The 22,765-nt window shown below is 51.0% G+C and carries 18 protein-coding genes; 2 read left to right on the forward strand and 16 right to left on the reverse strand.

Annotation, left to right across the window (positions count from 1 at the left end; translation table 11 throughout):
* Positions 1 to 139: 139 nt before the first annotated feature.
* The 14 genes from ACJJI3_RS10235 to ACJJI3_RS10300 form a co-directional block, all read right to left on the reverse strand.
* Complete coding sequence (locus ACJJI3_RS10235; protein WP_444942350.1) at positions 140 to 901, reverse strand: peptidoglycan DD-metalloendopeptidase family protein; 762 nt, start codon at positions 899 to 901, stop codon at positions 140 to 142.
* Positions 902 to 1,095: 194 nt separating this feature from the next.
* Positions 1,096 to 2,058: a DUF368 domain-containing protein gene (locus tag ACJJI3_RS10240; protein WP_444942351.1), complete on the reverse strand. Its 963-nt coding sequence runs from the start codon at positions 2,056 to 2,058 to the stop codon at positions 1,096 to 1,098.
* On the reverse strand, positions 2,055 to 2,726 hold the full coding sequence (locus tag ACJJI3_RS10245; protein WP_282931810.1) for a protein-L-isoaspartate(D-aspartate) O-methyltransferase: 672 nt from the start codon (positions 2,724 to 2,726) through the stop codon (positions 2,055 to 2,057). Before ACJJI3_RS10245 ends, ACJJI3_RS10240 begins: the two co-directional genes overlap by 4 nt.
* Positions 2,727 to 2,780: 54 nt before the next feature.
* Positions 2,781 to 3,743: a tRNA pseudouridine(13) synthase TruD gene (gene truD, locus ACJJI3_RS10250; protein WP_444942352.1), complete on the reverse strand. Its 963-nt coding sequence runs from the start codon at positions 3,741 to 3,743 to the stop codon at positions 2,781 to 2,783.
* The gene (gene ispF, locus ACJJI3_RS10255) at positions 3,736 to 4,221 is read right to left on the reverse strand and encodes a 2-C-methyl-D-erythritol 2,4-cyclodiphosphate synthase (RefSeq protein ID WP_444942353.1); all 486 of its coding nucleotides are present in this window, start codon (positions 4,219 to 4,221) and stop codon (positions 3,736 to 3,738) included. Before ispF ends, truD begins: the two co-directional genes overlap by 8 nt.
* Positions 4,221 to 4,940 (reverse strand): 2-C-methyl-D-erythritol 4-phosphate cytidylyltransferase, encoded by a 720-nt coding sequence (gene ispD, locus ACJJI3_RS10260; protein ID WP_444942354.1) that lies wholly within the window; start codon positions 4,938 to 4,940, stop codon positions 4,221 to 4,223. Before ispD ends, ispF begins: the two co-directional genes overlap by 1 nt.
* A complete protein-coding gene (locus ACJJI3_RS10265) occupies positions 4,937 to 5,224 on the reverse strand; it encodes a septum formation initiator family protein (RefSeq protein WP_282931806.1) in 288 nt (95 codons plus the stop codon). Before ACJJI3_RS10265 ends, ispD begins: the two co-directional genes overlap by 4 nt.
* A 95-nt stretch (positions 5,225 to 5,319) precedes the next feature.
* Positions 5,320 to 6,606 (reverse strand): phosphopyruvate hydratase, encoded by a 1,287-nt coding sequence (eno, locus tag ACJJI3_RS10270; protein WP_444898143.1) that lies wholly within the window; start codon positions 6,604 to 6,606, stop codon positions 5,320 to 5,322.
* Positions 6,607 to 6,749: 143 nt separating this feature from the next.
* On the reverse strand, positions 6,750 to 7,595 hold the full coding sequence (gene kdsA, locus ACJJI3_RS10275) for a 3-deoxy-8-phosphooctulonate synthase (RefSeq protein WP_413664888.1): 846 nt from the start codon (positions 7,593 to 7,595) through the stop codon (positions 6,750 to 6,752).
* A 55-nt stretch (positions 7,596 to 7,650) separates the two neighbouring features.
* Positions 7,651 to 9,285 (reverse strand): CTP synthase, encoded by a 1,635-nt coding sequence (gene pyrG, locus ACJJI3_RS10280; RefSeq protein WP_252085084.1) that lies wholly within the window; start codon positions 9,283 to 9,285, stop codon positions 7,651 to 7,653.
* Between the two features lie 125 nt (positions 9,286 to 9,410).
* Positions 9,411 to 10,721 carry a tRNA lysidine(34) synthetase TilS gene (gene tilS, locus ACJJI3_RS10285; protein WP_444942355.1) on the reverse strand — a complete coding sequence of 437 codons (1,311 nt, stop codon included), beginning with the start codon at positions 10,719 to 10,721 and terminating at the stop codon, positions 9,411 to 9,413.
* 681 nt (positions 10,722 to 11,402) lie between these two features.
* Positions 11,403 to 12,152, reverse strand: a complete 750-nt coding sequence (locus ACJJI3_RS10290; protein ID WP_444942356.1) for an alpha/beta fold hydrolase — start codon at positions 12,150 to 12,152, stop codon at positions 11,403 to 11,405.
* Positions 12,153 to 12,964: 812 nt separating this feature from the next.
* The gene (locus tag ACJJI3_RS10295) at positions 12,965 to 15,556 is read right to left on the reverse strand and encodes a glycoside hydrolase family 3 protein (RefSeq protein WP_444942357.1); all 2,592 of its coding nucleotides are present in this window, start codon (positions 15,554 to 15,556) and stop codon (positions 12,965 to 12,967) included.
* Between the two features lie 385 nt (positions 15,557 to 15,941).
* Positions 15,942 to 17,273, reverse strand: coding sequence for a sugar MFS transporter (locus ACJJI3_RS10300; RefSeq protein ID WP_444942358.1), 1,332 nt, complete (start codon positions 17,271 to 17,273; stop codon positions 15,942 to 15,944).
* 523 nt (positions 17,274 to 17,796) lie between these two features.
* Here ACJJI3_RS10300 and ACJJI3_RS10305 point away from each other — a divergent pair.
* Both ACJJI3_RS10305 and ACJJI3_RS10310 read left to right on the forward strand, forming a co-directional pair.
* Positions 17,797 to 18,969 (forward strand): sensor histidine kinase, encoded by a 1,173-nt coding sequence (locus tag ACJJI3_RS10305; RefSeq protein ID WP_444942359.1) that lies wholly within the window; start codon positions 17,797 to 17,799, stop codon positions 18,967 to 18,969.
* A complete protein-coding gene (locus tag ACJJI3_RS10310) occupies positions 18,966 to 19,808 on the forward strand; it encodes a LytR/AlgR family response regulator transcription factor (protein WP_444942360.1) in 843 nt (280 codons plus the stop codon). Before ACJJI3_RS10305 ends, ACJJI3_RS10310 begins: the two co-directional genes overlap by 4 nt.
* Positions 19,809 to 19,954: 146 nt before the next feature.
* Here the strand turns inward: ACJJI3_RS10310 and ACJJI3_RS10315 are convergent, their stop codons facing one another.
* Positions 19,955 to 21,217 (reverse strand): sugar MFS transporter, encoded by a 1,263-nt coding sequence (locus tag ACJJI3_RS10315; protein ID WP_444942361.1) that lies wholly within the window; start codon positions 21,215 to 21,217, stop codon positions 19,955 to 19,957.
* A 554-nt stretch (positions 21,218 to 21,771) separates the two neighbouring features.
* Positions 21,772 to 22,728, reverse strand: a complete 957-nt coding sequence (locus tag ACJJI3_RS10320; protein WP_282931792.1) for an acetyl-CoA carboxylase carboxyltransferase subunit alpha — start codon at positions 22,726 to 22,728, stop codon at positions 21,772 to 21,774.
* Between the last annotated feature and the right edge of the window lie 37 nt (positions 22,729 to 22,765).

Here is a 22,765-nt window from a genome sequence, read left to right on the forward strand (position 1 = left end):
ACAACTATCAATGCCGCAGGTATGTGGCGACAGCCACTGAATCGGCTGACCCTGGGATGGCCACGATTACAGTGACTACCTCAAGTGGTACTAGTTAAAAGTCCATTTTTATTTGCAGAGCTTTACTGCGGCCGTGAACTTACGGTAAGTAGGCAAGAGGGTCTACTGGCTGACCGTTTTTGCGAATCTCAAAGTGGAGCTTGTTGCGGTCGGTACCACTCGAACCCAGTTCCGCTATCCTTTGCCCCGCCTTTACCCTGCTGCCCTCCTTTACGAGCAACCGGTGATTGTGTGCATAGGCACTGAGGTAAACCTCGTTGTGCTTGACGATCAGCAGCTTTCCATAACCTCTCAAGGCGCTTCCTGCGTAGATCACGGTGCCATCAGCCGCTGCCAGTACAGACTCACCCTTTTCACCCGCGATATCAACTCCCTTACGCAATGGGTCCCCAGAGCGGAAGTGACTAATCACTTTCCCCTTGGCGGGCCAGCGCCAGTTGACCGATCCGCTCCGGCGAGATGCTGTTGATTGGCGCTTTGGGCTTGGTGTTAAAGATTTTTTAGCAGTGGTCGTTTGAGTTGTTTTTGGTTTGGCTTTTGTAACCGGCGCTTTTTGCTTCTTCTGCGTGCTGGCAGTGCCCTTGATTGGCACTGAGCCCGTCAGCCTGATTCTCTGTCCAGGATATATCTGGTAGGGGGAGCGGATACCATTTATCGCCGCCAATTGGCGAAAATCCTTGCCGTAACGCCAGGCTATCGAATAGAGGGTATCCCCTTTACCAACCGTGTGGTGGGTAATTTTGATACTCGGGGGCTGGCGTAGGGAGCTTGAGGGAGCTTTGTGGCTGGAACAGGAGGAAACGGCCTGCAGCAGAACCAGCAAGCCTATTATTTTAAACACCCCCCACAAACAATGACCGATTTTAGGGAGTTTGTTCCGCCAATATCGGCGCTCAAGAGGTTGCAAAAGATGACATTCCATTATTCTCTTTTTACATCAGACCACGGCATTTATGGAAAAAGTGTCTAAAGAAAAGCTCCAAAAATCTCTGGAAAAGTTTGATAAAACGCTGCCATACCGAGATTTTCCAGATCTTATTGCGGAGTGGCGCAAGACTTCTCTCTGTGCACCTTGCCAAAGAAGTCTACAGCGAGAACCAAGAGCGCTGCCCCTAGAGCCGCAACAATTGCGCCCCCCAAATGAGCACTGTCGCCGGTTTGCTCGACATAAGTTAGCGGAGAAGTGTTGGATAGCAAAGGGGCCAATTTGCTTGATGCTTCGATTTCCCCAGAAATTGGCAGTTTCCAGGGCCAAATAATTTTCAGACTACCCAACAAAACCCCGGCAAGAAATGCCAATGTCCTAGCTACATATTTGTGCATCAGCCAAGACAACAAGCGACTGAAGAGCATCAGCCCTATTGCCGCCCCTGCCGCAAAGCACAATAGGTTTGAAATTTGGAGTTCATGAACTGCAGCTAAAACCTTGGGGTATATCCCGATTAATAACAGCAGGAAAGCGCCGGAAATTCCCGGCAGTGCCATCGCACATATTGCCAAAGCACCTGATAAAAACAGCGTAAGTGGAGTTGCCGGTATCTCCGAAGGCCGCATCTCACTCACTGTTACTGCAAGCGCAATACCCAGTGCGAGAAAAACCAAAACAGATGGCGACCACCGGGGGATATTTCTCACAATGGGAACAATTGAGGCGAGAACCAAACCGAAAAAGAATGACCATACAACAATTGGATAATTTTGCAGTAAGCCACTAATCAGGTGGGCCAAGCTAAAAACGCTCAACAATACCCCAAGGAAAAGAGAGAGCAAAAAGCTCCCATTAATATAGCGCCAAGTAGATAGAAACCCCTCCTTCCGCCACACTGTAATACAATGCGGGCCTATTCGACTGAGGGAGTCCAAAAGCTCCTGGTAGATGCCGGTAATAAAGGCAATAGTTCCCCCGGAAACACCGGGCACCACATCGGCAGCCCCCATTGCCATTCCCCGCAGTAGTACTCCGGGGTAGCGACTTTTTAGAACCTCAGCAAATCTCATCGAACCACGCCACCGAGTAAAGGCACGAAACGTACCGCTTCCAACTTTTCCACATCAAACTTATTACTATCCTCACGACGAGTCACCATCGTCAGGTATTGCTGCTCAGCCCCCACCGGAATTACCAAAACCCCATTCGGAGCCAGCTGTTCTCGCAGCTCATCGGGAATCATTGCAGGTGCTGCTGCAGCCAGGATTGCATCGTAAGGACCCTCTTCTTTCCAACCAAAGCCCCCACTGCTGAGCTTATACTCTACATTGCTATAACCCAGCTCCCCCAACCGATGGCGAGCGGTTTCCAATAGAGGTTCGACACGCTCGACGGAATAAAGTTGTTCGACCAAGCGAGCAAGAATGGCCGTTTGGTAGCCAGAGCCCGTACCCACTTCCAGAACCCGGTGTAGAGACTTGGCTCTACTCAGTAAGAGTTCAGTCATACGGGCGACAATGTATGGCTGGGAAATAGTTTGGCCATACCCTATGGGCAAAGCAGTATCTTCATAAGCCCGAATAGCCAGGGCCTCATCCAAAAAGAGGTGTCGAGGTGTAGATGCCATTACATCCAGTACCTCCTCGTTGGATATCCCCTCTTCCCGCAATCGCTGGATCAAGCGATTACGGGTTCGCTGGGAAGTCATCCCCAGACCTTCTTGTCTCAAGCGATCCATATTCTTTTCTTGTCCATGATTTGTACAACAGCGCCAGTCACCTAAATACAAATTTTATGTGCACTGTTTAACATTGACCAGCTGAGCTATCTCCCGTAGCAAAGCCGTAGCAAAAGTACCCGGTGGCAAGGCAAATTCGACGATTAAATGATCACCTTCCCACTCATAGCGAAACGCCTCCGGGGATAAAATCATGGCCCGGCGCTCCTGGCTAAGACCGCAGTGCTCCAGCCAGTTGCACCAAGGCTGCCACGGAGACAGCACTTGCTCTTCCAACTGCCCCAGGGCATCCGTTGACAGGTTTCTGCCACGCCCCCAAAGAGGCCCGGTTGGGTAATCTTCAGGCTCTCCAACGAGGGGGCTCTGCCAGGTTCCGGTGTTGACTCGTTCAGCCAAAACCTGATTGAACAGCCAGCTACGGGCAGCAGACATGGCGAAGGCCTTTTCGCTTTTGCGGCAGCGACCGTCTTCTTCAGCTAAGTTTTTTGCCAAGCTAAGGTTATTGCCATCAATCCCAAAGCGCTGTTCACCGAAGTAATTGGGCACCCCTTTGGGAATTAGCTGAAGTACTTCTTCTGCTTTGTCCCGATCACCTTCTACATTGCGCAGCCGAATCTTGAAGCGATTCCCTACATGCTCGCCGCGACGCAACTTGCGTGGCCCCCGGAAGGCCTGGAGCAATGAAATCTCATCGCTGTTAATTTGCGACCAGTCTGCTTCTGGCTTTTGTCCGAGCCATACACTGAACCATTGAGTGGTAACAGCATGTCGGTCTTTCAATCCATAAAAGCTGACATCCCGGCTTTGCACCCCGGCTAACTTCGCCAATTCCTTGGCAACCCAGGCGGTATTTGCCCCACGCTTTTTAACCTTTAAGTAAACATGCTCACCATCTTTATCAGCCGGTGGCATAGCCAGTTCATCGACAATAAAATCTTCTGGTTCTGTGCGAAAATCGCCAGAAATTACCGTACCCCCAAGCGCTCGGGGCCAATCCAGGTTCCAAACTTCAGACATCTTTGCGCTCTAATAAAACAGTAGCTTGCGCGGCGATACCCTCACCGCGACCAGTAAATCCAAGCTTTTCTGTAGTGGTTGCTTTGACACTGATCGCACCGCAATCAACACCACAGTCAGCGGCAATATTGACTCGCATTCCATCGATATGCGGAGCCATTTTGGGGGCCTGGGCAATCAACGTCATATCCGCATTAACCAGGCGATACCCTTTACTATCGATTAATCCAACAACATGTCGAAGCAGGTTTCTGCTATCCGCTCCGGCAAATTGTTCATCGTTATCGGGAAAGTGTTTACCGATATCTCCCTGGGCCAGAGCACCCAGTAAGGCATCCGATAGGGCGTGCAGTAAAACATCCCCATCAGAATGAGCTACCAAACCATACCCATAGGGGATTTGTACCCCTCCGAGCACTACATGATCACCAGGGCCAAATGCGTGCACATCAAAGCCCTGGCCTATTCGAAAACTCACTATCGCTTATCCTCAGTCGGGGAGTAGCGCAGACGTAAAATAGTTTCTGCAATTATGATATCGGCGGGGTGCGTCACTTTAATATTGTCACTATCACCCGCAACCAATTGCGGTGAATGGCCAAAAAACTCCAGTGCACTGGCTTCATCGGTTACAGCGACCCCTTGTTCCAGGGCTTTACCAAGGCATGTGTGCAGAGTACTGAGAGGGGCCCGCTGTGGGGTTTGCGCCAACCAAATACTTTCGCGGTCAACCGTTTCTTCCACACAGGCTACACCGCCAGTCATATGACTGCGCTTTAATGTGTCGCTTGCGGGGCGCGCCAAAAGTGCCATCGGTGAGACTTCGTCACTGAGTAAAGCGCAAATATCGCGCTCAGACACACAAGGTCGTGCAGCATCGTGGACTAAAACCGGAGTATCGCCGCTTTCTCGCTCCGCCAGGAAATCCAGGGCGGACTGAACAGAGTCTGCTCTCTCAGCTCCACCAATAACGGTGTGTACCAAGGGGTGGTTTGCTTCTTTCAGGTGAAGGAAGTAGGTATCCTGCTCCGATAGCGATACTACAACGCCAGCCAAACCTGGCCACCCAAGAATATTTTTTAAAGTCAGGGATAGCAGTGGTCGCCCGAGCAATGGCAGGTACTGTTTCGGGCGATCAGCCCCCATACGTTTGCCAACGCCGGCAGCGGGTACAATGACCCAATAATCCTTAATCAATTTTCAGCCTCTTCCTTATCCAGGAAGATAAACAGTGTTTCCCCTTCCTTGATCAGTCCCAGGTCATAACGGGCTTTCGCTTCCACACCATCAGTGCCAACTTTCAAACTGCGGACTTCCCTGAACAGTTGACGGTTTTCCCGCACCAGCGCGATATTTTTTTCTTGCTGTTGGGCTAATTGACGCTTGAGACGGGTAACTTCGGCGAGACTACCTTCACCAACCCAAAGTCGGTACTGGGTGGCGAGGAGCATAATGGTGAGTATTGCCAGCAGCCATTTCATACGAGATTACGATATTTCGCTTGTTCGTATTTATAGTACTACAAAGAGGGGCTAGCCCCTCTTTGTAGTACTTGCACGCTAATTCAAATAATGGATTACTTGAATTCAGCGCGGCCGCGATAAGGAGCGGAGCCATTCAGCTCAGCTTCGATGCGCAACAGACGGTTGTACTTGGCTACGCGGTCTGAACGGCAAAGGGAACCGGTCTTGATTTGACCAGCAGCAGTCGCAACCGCCAGATCCGCAATAGTAGTATCTTCGGTCTCACCGGAGCGGTGGGAGATCACAGCGGTGTAGCCCGCATCTTTAGCCATTTTGATCGCATCCAGAGTCTCGGACAGGGAGCCGATCTGGTTGAACTTGATCAAGATAGAGTTACCGACACCTTTCTCGATACCTTCCTTCAGGATCTTGGTGTTGGTTACGAACAGGTCGTCGCCTACCAGCTGTACTTTTTCACCAATTTTATCGGTGAGTACTTTCCAACCGTCCCAATCACTCTCGTCCATACCGTCTTCGATAGACAGGATCGGATAGTTGGCGGACAGATCGGCCAGGTAGCTGGCAAAACCTTCGCTATCGAACTGCTTGCCTTCGCCAGCCAGATCGTACTTGCCATCTTTGTAGAACTCGGAAGAAGCGCAGTCCAGAGCCAGGGTAATGTCATCACCCAGGGTGTAACCGGCCTTCTCTACCGCTTCAGCAATCACTTTCAGCGCTGCTTCGTTGGAAGGCAGGTTCGGAGCAAAGCCTCCTTCATCGCCAACTGCAGTGTTCAGGCTGTTGCTGGACAGTACTTTCTTCAGGGAGTGGAAGATCTCAGCACCTTGGCGCAGAGCTTCGGCAAAAGATTCAGCCTTAACCGGCTGAACCATAAATTCCTGGATATCCACATTGTTGTCAGCGTGCTCACCGCCATTGAGGATATTCATCATCGGCACCGGCATGGAGTACTCGCCCGGAGTGCCGTTTACCTCAGCAATGTGCTGGTACAAAGGGATTTTTTTGGAAGCAGCAGCTGCTTTAGCGGCAGCCAGGGAAACCGCCAAAATAGCGTTAGCGCCGAAGTTCGCCTTATTTTCAGTGCCGTCGGCATCGATCATCGCCTTGTCCAGGGCGCGCTGATCAGTAGCATCCATACCCTTGAGCAGGTCGGCGATAGTAGTGTTGATATTTTCAACCGCTTTCAGGACACCCTTGCCCAAGTAACGGCTTTTATCGCCATCGCGAAGTTCCAGCGCTTCACGGGAGCCAGTAGAGGCACCGGAGGGGGCGCAGGCGGAGCCAATAGAACCATCCTCCAGGATTACATCGGCTTCAACGGTAGGGTTACCGCGAGAATCCATTACTTCAAAGGCTTTAACAGCGACAATCTTGCTCATTTACAATGGGCTCCGTATTGGTACTTACTGAAAATAGGTTTTCGTAAATCAGACTTTACGCACTTTTTGCTACAGCGCTCAGGCCAAATAGCAGAGGGGAAAGTGCCGCGCGCCCAATCAGGGCGCGCAAAAATATTTCTTTTTTATTTCGTATCCAGCGGCTCAAAACCTTTAATCAGGTCATCTACCGCTTTCATCTGCGCCAGGAATGGCTCCAGCTTTTCCAGTGGCAATGCACTGGGACCATCACACAATGCTTTGTCTGGATTCGGGTGTGCTTCCAAGAACAGGCCGGCAATCCCGATAGCCAAACCTGCGCGGCCCAGCTCAGTGACCTGTGCACGGCGACCACCAGAGGCTGCACCGGAAGGATCGCGCATTTGCAGTGAGTGGGTGACGTCAAAAATCAGCGGCGCACCGCCGGAGGCATTGATCATGGTGCTAAAGCCCAGCATATCGACAACCAGGTTGTCGTAGCCAAAGCAGGCTCCGCGCTCACACAAAAGAATATTTTCGTTGCCGCACTCAGCAAATTTCTCCACCACATTTTTTACTTGCGGCGGGCTCATAAACTGGGGCTTTTTGACGTTGATCACAGCACCAGTCGCTGCCATAGCGGCGACCAGATCAGTCTGGCGGGCCAGGAAGGCCGGCAGCTGGATAATATCCACGACTTCGGCAACCGGAGCAGCCTGGTGTACTTCGTGGACATCGGTAATCAGGGGAACCTTAAAGGTATCTTTGATTTCCTGAAAAATCTTCAGGCCTTCTTCCATTCCCGGTCCGCGATAGGAATTGATGGAAGAGCGATTGGCCTTGTCAAAAGACGCTTTAAAAACATAGGGAATACCCAGTTTTTCAGTGACTTTTACATAGTGCTCAGCCACCTGCATCGCCAGGTCGCGGGATTCCAGTACATTCATACCGCCAAACAGCGCAAAGGGCTTATCGTTGGCGACCTGAATATTTCCGACTTCAATTGTTTTCACTGTCAGCTCCCTGTCATCTCACCCCCAGTCCCAGAGACCGGGGGCGGATTACTGATTAACCCTGGTTTTCACGCTGCTTCATTGCGGCGGCAACAAAGCTTTCGAACAGCGGATGGCCGTCGCGCGGGGTTGAAGTAAATTCCGGGTGGAACTGGCAAGCAACGAACCAGGGATGGTTCGGCAATTCAACCATTTCTACCAGGGTATCGTCTGCAGACCAGCCGCCAATTTTCAAACCAGCTTGCTGCAGGCGATCAACGTAGTTGTTGTTCACTTCATAGCGGTGGCGGTGGCGCTCTACAATGACGTCTGCGCCGTAGATATCGCGAGCCTTGGTGTCTTTAGCCAAGCGACATTCCTGACCGCCCAAGCGCATGGTGCCACCCAAGTCGGACTGCTCGTCGCGCTTCTCGATATTGCCTTCACTATCGATCCACTCTGTGATCAGGCCGATAACCGGGTGCGGGGTTTTAGTATTGAATTCAGTACTGTTGGCACCTTCGAGGCCGAGCACATTGCGCGCGAACTCGATAACCACAGACTGCAAACCGAGGCAGATGCCCAGGTAAGGAATATTGTTTTCACGAGCGTAGCGAACAGATTCAAGCTTGCCCTCTAAACCGCGCTCACCAAACCCACCTGGAACCAGGATTGCATCGGCATCCTTGATCAGGTCAATGCCGTTCTCACCCTCAACGTCTTCAGCGTTGATAAAGTCGATATCCACTTTGCAGCGATGCTTGATACCCGCATGGGTCAGAGACTCGATCAGGGACTTATAGGCATCCAGCAACTCCATGTATTTGCCAACCATGGCAATTTTCACTTCGTGCTGCGGGTTCAGCTTGCCATCGACCACTTCATCCCACTCGGAAAGGTCTGGTGCCTGGCATTCCAGCTGCAGTTTTTCCACAACGATATCGTCGAGGCCGTAACTGTGCAGAAGACGCGGTACGCCGTAGATGGTCTTGGCATCGGGCAGCGGTACAACAGCGCGCTCTTCAACATTGGTGAACAGTGCGATCTTGCGGCGGGAGTCCTCATCGATCTCGCGCTCGGAACGGCACAGCAGAATATCCGGCTGCAAGCCGATAGAACGCAACTCTTTAACAGAGTGCTGGGTCGGCTTGGTCTTGGTTTCACCAGCAGTGGCAAGGAAAGGCACATAGCTCAGGTGGATCAACAGGGCGCGATTGGTGCCCATTTCCACACGCAGCTGACGCACAGATTCCAGGAACGGTTGGGATTCGATATCACCTACGGTGCCACCGATTTCAACAATAGCGACATCGACATCGCGGCCACCTTCTACAACGCGGCGCTTGATCTCGTCGGTAATATGGGGGATCACCTGTACGGTGCCACCCAAGTAGTCACCACGGCGCTCTTTGCGCAGTACGGTCTCGTACACGCGGCCGGTGGTGAAGTTGTTACGCTTGGACATCCGGGTACGGATAAAGCGTTCGTAGTGACCCAGGTCCAGGTCAGTCTCGGCACCATCCTCGGTGACATACACCTCGCCGTGCTGGAAGGGACTCATGGTACCCGGGTCTACGTTGATGTAGGGGTCCAGTTTGAGGATGGTAACCTTGAGGCCGCGGGCCTCGAGAATGGCGGCCAAAGAGGCGGAGGCGATACCTTTCCCCAACGAGGAAACCACGCCACCAGTTACAAAAATATAGCGCGTCATGCAAAACCTTGGTCAGTTGAGCGCTCGATGAATGTCGAGCTTACAGGGCTGGCCCGGGCGGATAATCCAGCTTCTCCCGGTGCCTTTTAGACGGGGCGCCAGGGTAGCAGAAACCCCCTTAACACTCAATCGAAAAACCGCCAGCCGGGTGGTTCATCCGGGATGGCGCAGCCTGCTTTGCATGAAAAGAGCCCCGCGACAGCCACCAGATCATCCCCCAAAAATACCAATGGGACACGATCCCTGAGCCAGGGTTCAAGGGTCCACTCCTGCAAGAGCTTCTTAAGCGTTTGTGACCTGGAGCGATTTACCGGGTGCGCACGCTCCCCTCCTCTGCGATAACACACTCGATAATCGTCCTCTGGCCAATCCGACAAGGGCCGAAGAATGCCACCCGCAGGCAGAGCCAGATTAGAGCGGCCATCCCAGTGCCAACTTTTATCGGAGTTATTGGCAATTGGCGCCAGCTCAGGAGTCAGGTAAAGGCGATTTCGAAAACGTCGCACCACTCGCCCACCCAGATTAACTTCAAGCTGTGCGTCCTCTGCCGCATGAGTCACCTGGAAAAGCGCCTGATTTAATAGGGCTGACTCTGGCGGCTGCCCCCCTTGGCCCAATACCCAATGCCGCATAAGGTTTTTACGGCGCCCCTCGCTAAGGCTGAAGAAGCGAGGCAGGGCCAGACTTTCGCCAAATCGCTCCGCCTTTAAATCAGCCTCCTCCAGGTCAGCAAGTGCCAACTCAGACAGCAAGTCCGCAGACTCCCTCAGGTTCTCCGCTGCCCGAGCGATCTGGCGACTCACTCCCCAACGCTGGTTGAGCAGTGGCACAACTCGATGCCGCAAAAAATTACGCTCCAGGGCCTCATCAGCATTGCTGTCATCTTCAATCCAGCTCAATCCGTGAGCCTCAGCCCACTGCTCTAGTTCTTTTCGCCCCGCCCTGAGCAGAGGGCGCAGTAAGTACTTATTATCTCCAATAGTTCGGCTCTCGGACATGCTGGCCAATCCCAACACGCCCGCGCCCCGCATTAAGCGCAGCAGGAAAGTCTCAGCTTGGTCATCCGCATGGTGACCGAGCAGAATTTGATCACCTTCGGACATCACCTGATTGAAGGCGGCATATCTCGCCCGGCGAGCCCCCTGCTCCAATCCGCCATCTTTGTAATCAACAGTAACCTGAATGGCTGTAAAGGGTACCGCCAGACTTTCAGCAAACTCTTTACAGTGAGCCAGCCAAATGTCCGCATTTGCATTTAGGCCATGGTGAATATGAAGCGCACGCACAGGAACCTGGCAAGTTACCAGAAGGTGCAGGAGAACAGTGGAGTCCAGACCACCAGAAAACCCAACCCACAACTGGCCGCTGGCAGGGTGGGACTGCAGTATATTCTTTATCAGAGATGGAAGTTTTTCGCTGGGATTTACATTTTTCACTGGGAGTTAAACAAAGTCTAAGCTCCAAACAGTATACCGCCAATAGGCCAGAATGCAGATAGAAGAAAGCCCCCATAACTTCAGACGCGCCAAGACCGCAATATTAAATAGAGGGTCACTAAAGGTTAAATTTTACACAAAGGCTTTACCTTACACTTTAGGAGCAAATTATCTAACTCCTCAATTGTCCCTGCTAAGACGATTAGCTAGTCGCATATAAAAACCTCGAAAATTAGATGAAATTAATTTTGGAGTAGTTCACTTCAGGATTTGGGGCACTAACCGTAAATTATACCATTGCAATAAAAGTGATACTAACCGCACTACCGCCAATGCCAACCCCATAAAATATGCCTAAAAACTGTGACAAAAGGAGAAGGTTATTTTTTATCAGTCGACTTAAAGCTAACACTCACGACCTCCACCCCACTAACATTTAAGCCCATAAAATTTAACCATTCACTCTAATCTCCGAGCAACTAATGAATACCATCACTTTTCCGCGCTCACCTTTAACAAAAAATAAACCTGTAGACATGTAATTCAATCTTTTCATTCGGCAACTAATTTAAAAACCCAATGCAAGAAACTCAGCAATCGACAATCAAGCACCTAAAAGAACACCCAAGCCACATAGCTATAGCAAATACTTTTAGCGCTATAGCTATGTGAAAAACGCAGTCAAGCCGTTTTAGCTAGAGGACTTATTAGACTTGAGAGATACCCAGAAAGAAGCTGATAAAATTCTTCAGGCTTTTCCAGCATAGGACTGTGCCCACAATCATACACTTCACAATAATCCAAATTATCATTCTGGGAGGTCAGCGACCGCCAGGATTCAGCCGGTGTTATTTGATCGAAGTCTCCCCATATTAACTTGATCGGGCATCTCACTTTCTTCAGACTGCCATAAACATCATACTTCCTACTTATATTCAGCCATTTAACCACTGATTTAAACGTTTCGTTAGTGGAGAAAATAGTATTGATATCGGCGACGCCCTTTTCGTAGTCCGGTTTCGGCAGGCGGTTAATATCTCGGAAGACCCGCTCACAAAGTGTATTTGCTGCTCCAGGTACCGACCCGCGTAAATCAGAAAGGGAAACTCCTGCCTCCAATTCTTCAAGCCCCGGGGCTCCACTGATAACCACCCCAGCCACCAATTCAGGATATTTTGCGGCAAAATCTAACGTAATAAGCCCACTCATCGAGTTGCCGACCAAAATATTATTATCCATATCTCCATTTAACTGGAGACACTCTCTAATCATTTCGTGCGCCGAATCCAACTTACCCATAAAAACCTCGGGGATAGATGGCTCGAAAACAGTTATTTTATGCCCCTGCTGCCGGCAAGCATCTGCAACCTGATTCCAGATCCATCCACGCGCAAAAAGTCCTGGTAAAAAAACGATATGACAAGGTGCCATTAGTTCCTCCAATTCCATTTCAAGTTAATTTATCCGCACCATCCCCGGCACTACCATGACCGAGGACCTCAAAATGCACAAAAATCAAATAGGGAACCAACCCACCATAACCGCCATAATTCAATGGAAGGCCAGGTCTGAAAAGTAAACACTCGAAAAATAACCAGCAATAAGAATGCCAACTATCCAAGAGCCCTAATTTTGAAAGCGAAGCCATACTAACCAGAGTGGAATGGCAGCTTCATTTCAAATCAATTACCTTTCTGTTCCCGAGAAAATGGAATCTGTGCAAAGCCTACCCCACTCCAAAATTTAAATAAGATTAGAAAATAAAATTTATTGAATTATTTATTTGCTTGCACGTTTGCAGTGCCTGACAACTCAATACAGCACCAATAGCGGCAATAATTTTGTGACAAGTAATACTATAAAGGCGTGAAATAGCAAAAATCAGGAGAGGTAGATTTATCGTGGGATAACGCTATCCAATATACTAAAAATGGAGAAGGAAATAATACACTGCGCTCGGAACCCTATGAGGCATGGATGCCGATTAGGAGCTTACAGGGATGTATTCACAGCGTGTCTCGAGTGAAGTGTATTCTTTCCTTCCACCCCAGTAATAAATCTATGGGATAAAAGAAATAGTAATATCTGGAAAGAAGAGATTGGCGGGCAAAGAAGTGCCAACGGGATAGAACATCACACTGGCACCGTTCCTGTGAGAACAAATTGTTTCAGCCGCTAACCGGAACCAAAAAACAAGCTCCGGTTAGAACTGAGGGTAATTAGCCCTTTAAGTGTGTTGTAACTTAACCGTCACAACGAATATCAGCAGATACTCCAGCTTCCGGGGTCAACTTAACGTTGGCAACCGCAATAGCCATCGGAGCTTCACTCTCCAAGCCAAAGGCACTAAACACCTTGCCAAAATCCGCACCGGCTTTTACAAAACACTGCAGATCTACAGAAACCCGGGTCCAGCTTTTCTGCTCCATGGATTTCAGCGCAGACTCCAGCGGTACCTTGGCAGAACAACCATCGCCACAGTTCATGGTCGCTATCACCGGCTTTTCAATTGGCTGATCGACACGGATATTCAGTGTCAGCGCAGATTTCTCTTCCAGATAGACATTCAGGTCTTGCATATATTCAGCAGACAACTGAACTGCGCCAGGACGCAGGCCTTTCCAGGTAATCAGTCGAGCATCTTCCTGGGAAGACATATCGATGGAGTTAACGGTGATGTTTTCATCGCTTCCGCTAACCGCGTAGTTACCGTGTACAGGTACAACGTCCGCCCCAGCTTCAGCAATATTCAACACCCAGGGAGCCTGCGGGCGGGATACCAACAGCCAGGCTTCTTCCAAACCGCCACCGGCACTGGATTCACTGGTCTCTGGCAATTCGTTGCTCACCAGGGATTCCTGTTCAGCAGCCAGGCCATAGCCCAATTCAAACAGTGGCTCGTAATTCTCGTGGTAAGGATTCAGGACATTCTGATAGCTGTGCATTGGCCAGCTGAATGGCAGCTTGCCGGTAAAGTCGTAACGGGCTTCCCCATCGGCGCCTTTAATCAGCACATCCGCAACACCAGCACCTTCAGAGCCAGGCAGCCAGGCAGCAACAAAGGCATCGGATGCATTCAATTCACTGTTAATCCAGAGAGGACGGCCTGAAAGGAAAACGCTCACTACCTGAACACCCTGCTCACGCAGTTTTTTCAGCAACGCCAAATCCTTCTTGTTACCGCGCTGGTATTCCAGGTTGGTAATATCGCCGTGCCACTCTGCATAGGGCTCTTCGCCAAATACAACAACAGCAACCTTGGGCGCCTTACCATTGGCAAAAGTGGCATCTGAGAAACTGCCATCCACACTCAATACCGCTTCACCGCCAGCCGCTTTAACCGCCGATGAAATACCTTCAAAAATTGAAGTGGCACCGGGGAAGTCTGCGCGCGTGTTGCCGGTACCCTGCCAGGAAATCGTCCAACCACCACTCTGCTTGGACAGGTTATCCGCACCATCACCGGCAACCAGAATATTCTGGTCAGCAGCCAATGGCAGCAGCTGGTCGTTGTTTTTCAGCAATACCAGGGATTTGCGTACCGCTTCACGAGCGATTGCGCGGTGCTCCGGGTTGCCCAGGATGCCGTCTTTGCCTGCCAGCGGCATATTGCGGTCAAACAGACCTGCACGGATCTTCACTCGCAGGATGCGGCGAACAGCATCATCGATACGCTCTGCACCGATTTCACCGCTTTTGGCCTGGGCCAGGGTGTTGTTGTACAGGGCTTTCCAGTCCGCCGGCACCATAAACATATCCAGGCCGGCATTAATCGCCGCTGCACAGCTCTCTACGGTGCAACCGGGCACGAAACCGTGGCCATTCCAGTCGCCCACAACAAAACCATCAAAACCGAGACGCTCTTTTAAAACAGTGGTCAGAAGGTATTTGTGGCCGTGGAGTTTTTCACCGTTCCAGCTATTGAATGAAGCCATCACGGTCTGTACGCCAGCCGGCAGAGACGTCAGGTAACCCGCCGCATGGACCTCTGCCAGTTCTTTTTCCGGAACCGCATTATCACCTCGGTCAATTCCTCGATTCGTACCACCGTCACCGACAAAGTGCTTGGCAGTGGCAACCAGGTTTTCGCCGCGCAGGAATTCAGCGCTGGATTTTTCGCCCTGGAGCCCCTTCACCATTGCCTCGGCATAATCCGCAACAATCTTGGGATCTTCTGAGTAGCTCTCGTAAGTTCTGCCCCAGCGGTCATCGCGGACTACCGCGACGGTAGGAGCGAAAGTCCAATCGATACCGGTCACTGCCACTTCGCGGGCGGTGGCGCTGCCAATACGCTCAATCAGCTCCGGGTCTTGGGCGGCACCCAGACCAATATTATGCGGGAACAGGGTCGCACCGATCACATTGTTGTGACCGTGAACCGCATCGGAACCCCAGATCAGGGGAATCGCAACACCGCCATCGGAAGTGTCCATAGAAGCCTTAAAGAAGGCGTCAGAAAGGGCCAACCAGTCTTGCGGCGTGGCAAACTTATCGTTGTTCGGGAAGGCGCCACCACCATTCAATACGGAACCCAGGTGATAGATCTTCACATCTTCAGGAGTAACGCTGCGGATTTCCGCCTGGATCATCTGACCCACTTTCTCTTCCAGAGACATGCGGGACATGATTTCAGTGATTTGGGCTTCCAGCTTTTCATCGCGTGGTAAGGCTGGCTTGAGTTCAGGCCAGTTGTCGATGCCCTCGGCGGCACTGGTGCCAGTATCGGCCTGCGCTTTATCGGCTTTTTGCTCAGTTTGTTGGCTCTCAGAGTGACACCCGGCGAGCACAGAAGCACAGAGCACAAAGCCCAGCGAAAATCGCTTACTAAAATTCACGAATAACTCCCAAAATTATTCCACGCTTGTTAACTGGCTCTACGAGTTGCGCTCAGACAAACTTCAGAGGAAATATCTCCAAAGCCCTACACCCAGCGCGACCTACTATCGCCATATTTATTATGCCGCACATCACCTGCCCCGGCAGTTGTGCACGGTCTGCCTCCACCGAGCTGAAATATTAGAGATAACTCCAGATCCAGCTCTCGTCGGAATCTAGTTCTGCGAATGCCGCATGCACCGAACGGCCATAAAACTAAGTCATGGCTACCCTGTGGGCACAGTTCGCAATGACAACAAGTTGCAGTACTTGTCTCTACAGGCCAATAGAAATCCGATGGGCTGGTCCAAATTGCAGACAAGGCGGAAAGGATAAATGAAGGTTCTACTCCACTGCGCTACCGCGCAGGGTTCGTGAAAAAGCCCCGTAATAAACGATGTAGCAGTAACAAACCAGAGGCACCAAAAATGAATACTGTATACCGGCGCTATCAGCCAGCATTCCCTGGAAAAGAGGAATAATTGCACCGCCTACAATAGCCATGCATAAGATACCGCTACCCTGGCTGGTATGTTTGCCCAGCCCGCGCAAAGCCAGGCTGAATATAGTCGGGAACATGATCGAGTTGCACAGGCCCACTGCAACTATAGACCAGACCGCGATCGGGCCTGACGTCATCATCGCGATTGCTATAAGTACCACCGAACCCAGGCCACAAACCGCCAGGGTTTTTCCAGCAGAGACAAAGCGCAGCAAAAAGGCCCCGGCAAAGCGCCCAATCATCGCTCCGCCCCAGTAATAAGAGACATACTTTGACGCTTCAAAAGGAGCCATCTTTGCCACTGATGGTTCACCAAAGAAACTCACCAGAAAACTGCCAATAGCCACCTCCGCACCCACATAGGCAAAAATACCTACAGCCCCCAGGGTCAAGCGGGGGAAACGCCACAGAGAAAACACATCGTGACCATCCGCTCCTCCACCCTGTTGGTGCTCGGGAATGGCCGGCAACCTAATCCAAGAAAAGAAAGCGACCATCACCAGTAGTAGAACCGCTAACCAGAAATAAGGTGTCTCCACCAAAGCCGCTTCGCGGGCCCTGAACTCAATAATACTCGCCGCTGTATCCGGGTCAGCGGTAATAGTCAGTCCCGCAAAGAAAACTGCGCCGCCAATCACCGGTGCCAAGGTAGTTCCCAGGGAGTTAAAAGCCTGGGTCAGATTCAGTCGACTGGGCGCCGTGCGAGCACTGCCCAGCGCGATAACATAGGGGTTTGCGGAAACCTGCAGCAGGGTAATCCCGGAGGCCAGAACAAACAGTCCCAGCAAAAAGACTTCGTAGATTTGCAGGCGGGCAGCGGGAATAAAGACCAGGCAGCCCGCACAAGCCACCAAAAGCCCGAGCACCAGCCCAAGCTGATAGCCAACCCGCCTCAACAACATGCCTGCCGGCACAGATACCAGGAAATAGGCAGCAAAAAAGTAAAACTGCACCAAGACAGCCTTGGTGTAACTCAACTCAAAAACATTTTTTAAGTGCGGCACCAGCACATCGTTCAGGCCGGTAATAAATCCCCAAATCAGAAATAGGGACGTAAGTGCAATTAAATTGATATAGCGCGGGGCAACGCCGGCTACTACTCCAGCACGGGCATCAGTGTCATATTTAGCCATCTCGCTCGAGGAGAACCCCGATTCGGGCAACATCTGGCTCATCGGAAACCGATCCCCAAATCAAAACTATTTCTTACTAGCGGTTTGTCCATTCACCCGGAATTTTTCCGCCACCACAACATTTTCAACAGAAGCCAATATCACCCCTGCAACTGTGGATTCATTCAAGCCGTTAAAGGCCCTGCACATTTTTACCACAATTACTGGCAACTACCTATCTACTCAACCAAATTTCAAATTACCGTTTTTGACCAGATAGACAATCTACTAGTGTCGAACTGGATAAACAGAAGTACCACTGAACTTTGCTATCAAAGAAGCCCTGACCGATTTACTCGGGTTTAAAAATAGAGAGGAGTTGTCTTCTGAATCGAGATTGCCGAAAATTACTCGACTATTCACCCCGAAATCAGATAGAAAGGACTTTCTCGGGGATGAGTAGGAAGCGTGGCGCTATCCCCCCTAGCGGGTCACGTTTCTGCAAGGTAATATTTCGCGGATAATAATGAACGCGACGATGAGCGTCTATCCCGTCCTTTTCACAATACTAAATATGCGGGAAATCATGCAGTACTCGACCCGTCTGGAAACGAGACCGAACACTGAAATTCAGTCGACCCGCTGGTTCTGGAAACTGCAGCTGGTCAGCTGGCTTGGCATACTGCTGGTCACTTTTCTCTCCCTGACTCTGTGGCACTCCCCGACTGAGTGGCCCCACTTCGAGCCGGTCAATACAGTATTCCAGTGCGCTATTGCATTTTTATTATCCCTGTTTCTAAAACCAATTTTTGATGTTGCCTGGGAATCAGAACTCGCTTTCCGCACCGTAATCTACCTTTTGGCGGTGGCAGTTATTTCTGGAATATGGACCTTGGTTCGCATGGAGGCCTACATACGCCTCAGCGGTGAACACTCGATTTGGTCTGAATTCGGCGGCTGGTATTACGCTTCTTTATTTGTGTTTCTATTCTGGAGCGCCCTGTACTGCGGGGTAAAATATCACTTCCTGCTCAATGAAGAGCACAAAAAAATGCTGGAGGTCGCAGCAGTACATGAGCGGGAGCAGCTCCGCAGACTTCAGGCAGAGGCCATCGCCAATGAGGCGCAACTAAAAATGTTGCGCTACCAGCTCAACCCCCACTTTCTCTTCAATACGCTCAACTCCATTAACGCTCTAATTCGATTCCAGCAAGCTGATGAAGCGCGGGAAATGGTTGTGCGTCTCAGTGATTTTTTAAGGCTCTCCCTAAAAGAAGATCCGATGCAGAAAGTTGAACTTGAACGAGAGATCGAGGCGGTATTGCTTTATTTGGAGATTGAAAAAACCCGCTTTGCCGACAGGTTGTCCGTAGACCTGTCGATCGATGAAACCGTACGCCGCGCACAAGTGCCCAGTATGTTGCTGCAACCACTGGTGGAAAACTCAGTGAAATATGCCATAGCCCCCAACGAAATGGGGGGCACTATCGGTATCCACGCGCACAACACCGATGATCGCCTGGTGCTGGAAGTCTACGACACCGGCTGCCCAGATCACTTTGCCAGCGAATGTGACCCAGAGTCCTCCTCAACGGGAGTGGGCCTCAAAAACGTACGCGAACGGCTATCGACGCTCTACCCACAAGATTTCAAAATAGAACAAAACAAAAACTCTGATGGCGGTATGCAAGTACTCATCAATATTCCACTGGAAATTTCCAACCAATCAACCCACCTGACACAGGGAGAAGTTCAATGAGCAGACTCAGCGTCGTACTGGTGGACGACGAGCCCCTGGCTTTAAGACTACTGAAAAGTATGCTCGAAGAACGCAAGGACCTGGATATTCTCGCCTGTTGTCGCAATGGCCGGGAAGCTGTCCAAGCAGTTTCAGAGCACAACCCGGACCTACTCATTCTCGATGTGCAGATGCCCGGAATGAACGGCTTTGATGTGGTGCGCAACCTGCAGGCTGACACCATGCCCTTGGTCATCTTTGCCACAGCCTACGACCAATACGCCCTTAAGGCTTTTGAAGTCCATGCGGTTGATTATGTACTCAAGCCACTGGACCCGCGCCGACTGGAAACCGCCCTCGACCGGGCCCGCCAGCGCCAGGCACAGATGATGTCCAAAGGAGAGGATGGCCATCAGGAAGAGAAAAATCGCCTGATGCGATCTTTCGAAAGCAGTGCCGGCAAAGCCTCAAGTGGTGAGAGTACTGCTGCGGCTGCAACCCAGCGTATTGCCATTAAAGACCGGGGCAGTATTACTATGGTTAACCAACCGGATATCGAGTGGATCGATGCGGCGGGTGACTATATGTGTGTGCATGCCAAAGGGGAAACCCATGTAATGCGTAGCACTATTAAAGACCTGCAAAAACAACTCTGCCCGGACACTTTTAAACGCATTCACAGATCCACACTGGTTAACCTGAACTTTATTGTACATATCAAGGTTTTAACCAAAGGCGAATACTTTCTCACCCTGAGCAGCGGTGCAAAGCTGAAAGTAAGTCGCAACTATCGCTTACCGATTAAAGAATTTCTCGATTCCAACAAACAGTCTGATCTAACGGCCCCCCAAGCTTCCTAACCCCCAACCTCTCTAAAACTGGCAGGGATCGCCGGTACCCCCTCCCCCCACAGTCAAATACATTTCAAATTGGCCATTTATTCCGGACACAAAAAAGCCGGCATAAAAATGCCGGCAAACGAGCTCAGAAGAGAAGAAAAGAAAACTTAAGCGCGTTTATCTGTACGGTGTCCTGAGAGACCGTAGTAGAGAATATAGAGGTAACAGAAGATCGGCAGAACGAACGCCAATTGGATACCAATTTGGTCAGCCAGAAGCCCCTGTAACAACGGCACAATGGCACCGCCTACTATGGCCAGGCATAAGATTCCGGAGCCCTGACTGGTCGATGGGCCCAGCTGGGCCAGCGCCAAACTAAAGATAGTCGGGAACATAATAGAGTTGCAAAGACCCACAGCCAGTACCGCCCACATCGCCAGATAGCCGCTACCGGTAACAGTAATCAACAGCAGCACACAGGAGCCGATAGAGCAGATTGCGAGCACTTTGCCGGCAGAGATAAAGCGCATAATTAAAGCGCCGGCAAAGCGACCAACCATAGCGCCGCCCCAATACAGGGAAATATAGAAGGCGGCTTCAGACTCTTCCAAACCGGCAATGGAATCCTCAGCGATAAAGTTCACCAGGAAGCTACCGATAGAGACTTCGGCACCTACGTAGACAAAAATAGCGATCGCGCCCAACACCAAGTGACGGTAGCTCCAGGCGGAAGCGGCTTCAGTATTGGAAACAGACTCAGAAGTTGCACTACTGACAATTGCCGGCAAATTCAAAAATGCGAAGACGATAGCCAGGATCGCCAGCGCGGACGCTAGGATCAGGTAGGGAACTTCAATAACAGCAGCGCTGGCAGCACCCGCTGCAACACCGGCAGCGGGTAAAATCAGCAATGCACCAAATTGAGGGGCGATAGTGGTGCCCAGAGAGTTAAAGCCTTGGGTCAGGGTCAGGCGGCTGGGCGCCGTGCGCTCATCGCCCAGTGCTGTCACATAAGGGTTGGCGGAAACCTGTAAAATAGTAATACCGGAAGCCAGAATAAACAGTGCACCGAGGAACAGTGCATAGACTTCCATTCTTTCAGCGGGGATAAACAGCAAACAGCCAACCACTGAAATACTTAAGCCGGTCACAATCCCTTTCTGATAACCAATTTTACTGACCAGGGCACCGGCAGGCAGGGAAACGAGGAAATAAGCACCAAAAAAGCAGAACTGCACCAGCATTGCCTGGGCATAGTTCAGCTCGAAAATTCCTTTCAAGTAGGGAATCAAAATATCATTCAAGCAGGTGATAAAGCCCCACATAAAAAATAGTGAGGTCAGCGCCACCAGGGCAAACCTGTGCCCCGACTGGTCACCCGTCGGTATCTGCGCAGCATCCGTTGCTGTATTACTCTGCATTATTGCCATAATTATTAATCCTGAGACTTCAGCTCACAGGCCTCTCCGGTCGATATTTTTATCCGGGCAAACCTGTGCCTATTGCACCAATCTTTATTGTTGGTACTTTCTATCATGGAGGTAGCGCCGCCTCAGAGGGCTTTTCGATAAGGGGGTTCAAAATGGGGGCAGCGTGGACAATCAGCGGCCGCCAGGCTCCAGACTGTCTGCTATCGGGCCAGCTGAACCGCTTTCTCAAAGGCCTCCATCGAAAGAGTAGATCAACCTGTTTGAGTACTTTATTTCCTTCTAAGACTTCCCGGGAGTCCAATAACCTAGCCACATAGAGGAGACTGACCACAAGGCAGCTCTGTAAATAGTGGTTTTTTTTCAGGCAGAGGGACAGCGAAATGAAAACTCAATCGCGCGGAAAATGACACACAAGCGCAAGTATCTATGAGCAGGGAAAGAAGGGACCAGGAAGGAAACACCAACCGCACACAAGGGCAATACTTTTATACACTTGGCGCGGCAGGAAAGGATCTAGGGAGCCTCCGAACAACTCCCTAAAGCAAAAAAGCAGCTTAGGAAACGATATTGCCGTAGCTCATCAGGCGCTGATAGCGCTTCTCCAGCAGCTCATCAATGGGGATGCTGCTCAGCTGGTCCAGCTGCTCGCTAAGACGGTCTTTGAGGTTATTGGCCATTGCATCCGGGTCACGGTGAGCGCCACCGAGAGGTTCGGGGATGGTTTCATCCACAATACCCAGCTCTTCCAACACGCTGGAGGTCACCCCCATCGCCTCAGCGGCCAAAGGCGCTTTCTCGACCGTTTTCCAGATAATGTTGGCGCAACCCTCAGGGGAAATCACAAAGTAGGTGGAGTACTGCAGCATGTTCAGCTGGTCACCCACACCGATCGCCAGTGCACCACCGGAGGAACCTTCACCAATCACGGTACAAATAATCGGCGTGCGCAGGCGGGACATCACTGCCAGATTCTGGGCGATGGCTTCACTGATACCGCGCTCTTCACTGTCGATACCCGGATAGGCTCCCGGGGTGTCGATCAGGGTCAGAACCGGCATTTTAAAGCGCTCGGCCATTTCCATAACACGCAGAGCTTTGCGGTAACCCTCCGGCTTCGGCATACCAAAGTTACGCGCAACCTTCTCGTTTACAGAGCGGCCTTTCTCTTCACCAATCACCGCTACCGGCTTGCCATTTAAGCGCGCGATACCGGCGATAATCGCCTTGTCATCACCAAAGTGACGGTCGCCGTGCAGCTCATCCCAATCGGTAAATAAACGCTCGATATAGTCCTTTGAATAGGGACGTTGCGGATGGCGGGCTACCTGTACGACCTGCCACGGGCTCAGGTCGGAGTAGATGGACTCGGTCAAAGTTCTACTCTTCTCCCGCAACCGGGTAACTTCATCGGCGATATTCAGCTCGTTGTCATCACCCACAAGCTGCAGCTCTTTTATCTTGCCTTCCAGCTCTGCAATTGGCTGCTCAAACTCGAGAAAATTAAAATTCATGAAATCTGCGCCTTTAACTCTTTTTGTTACCACCGGG

This window comes from Microbulbifer maximicatervae (SeqCode), assembly GCF_052466985.1.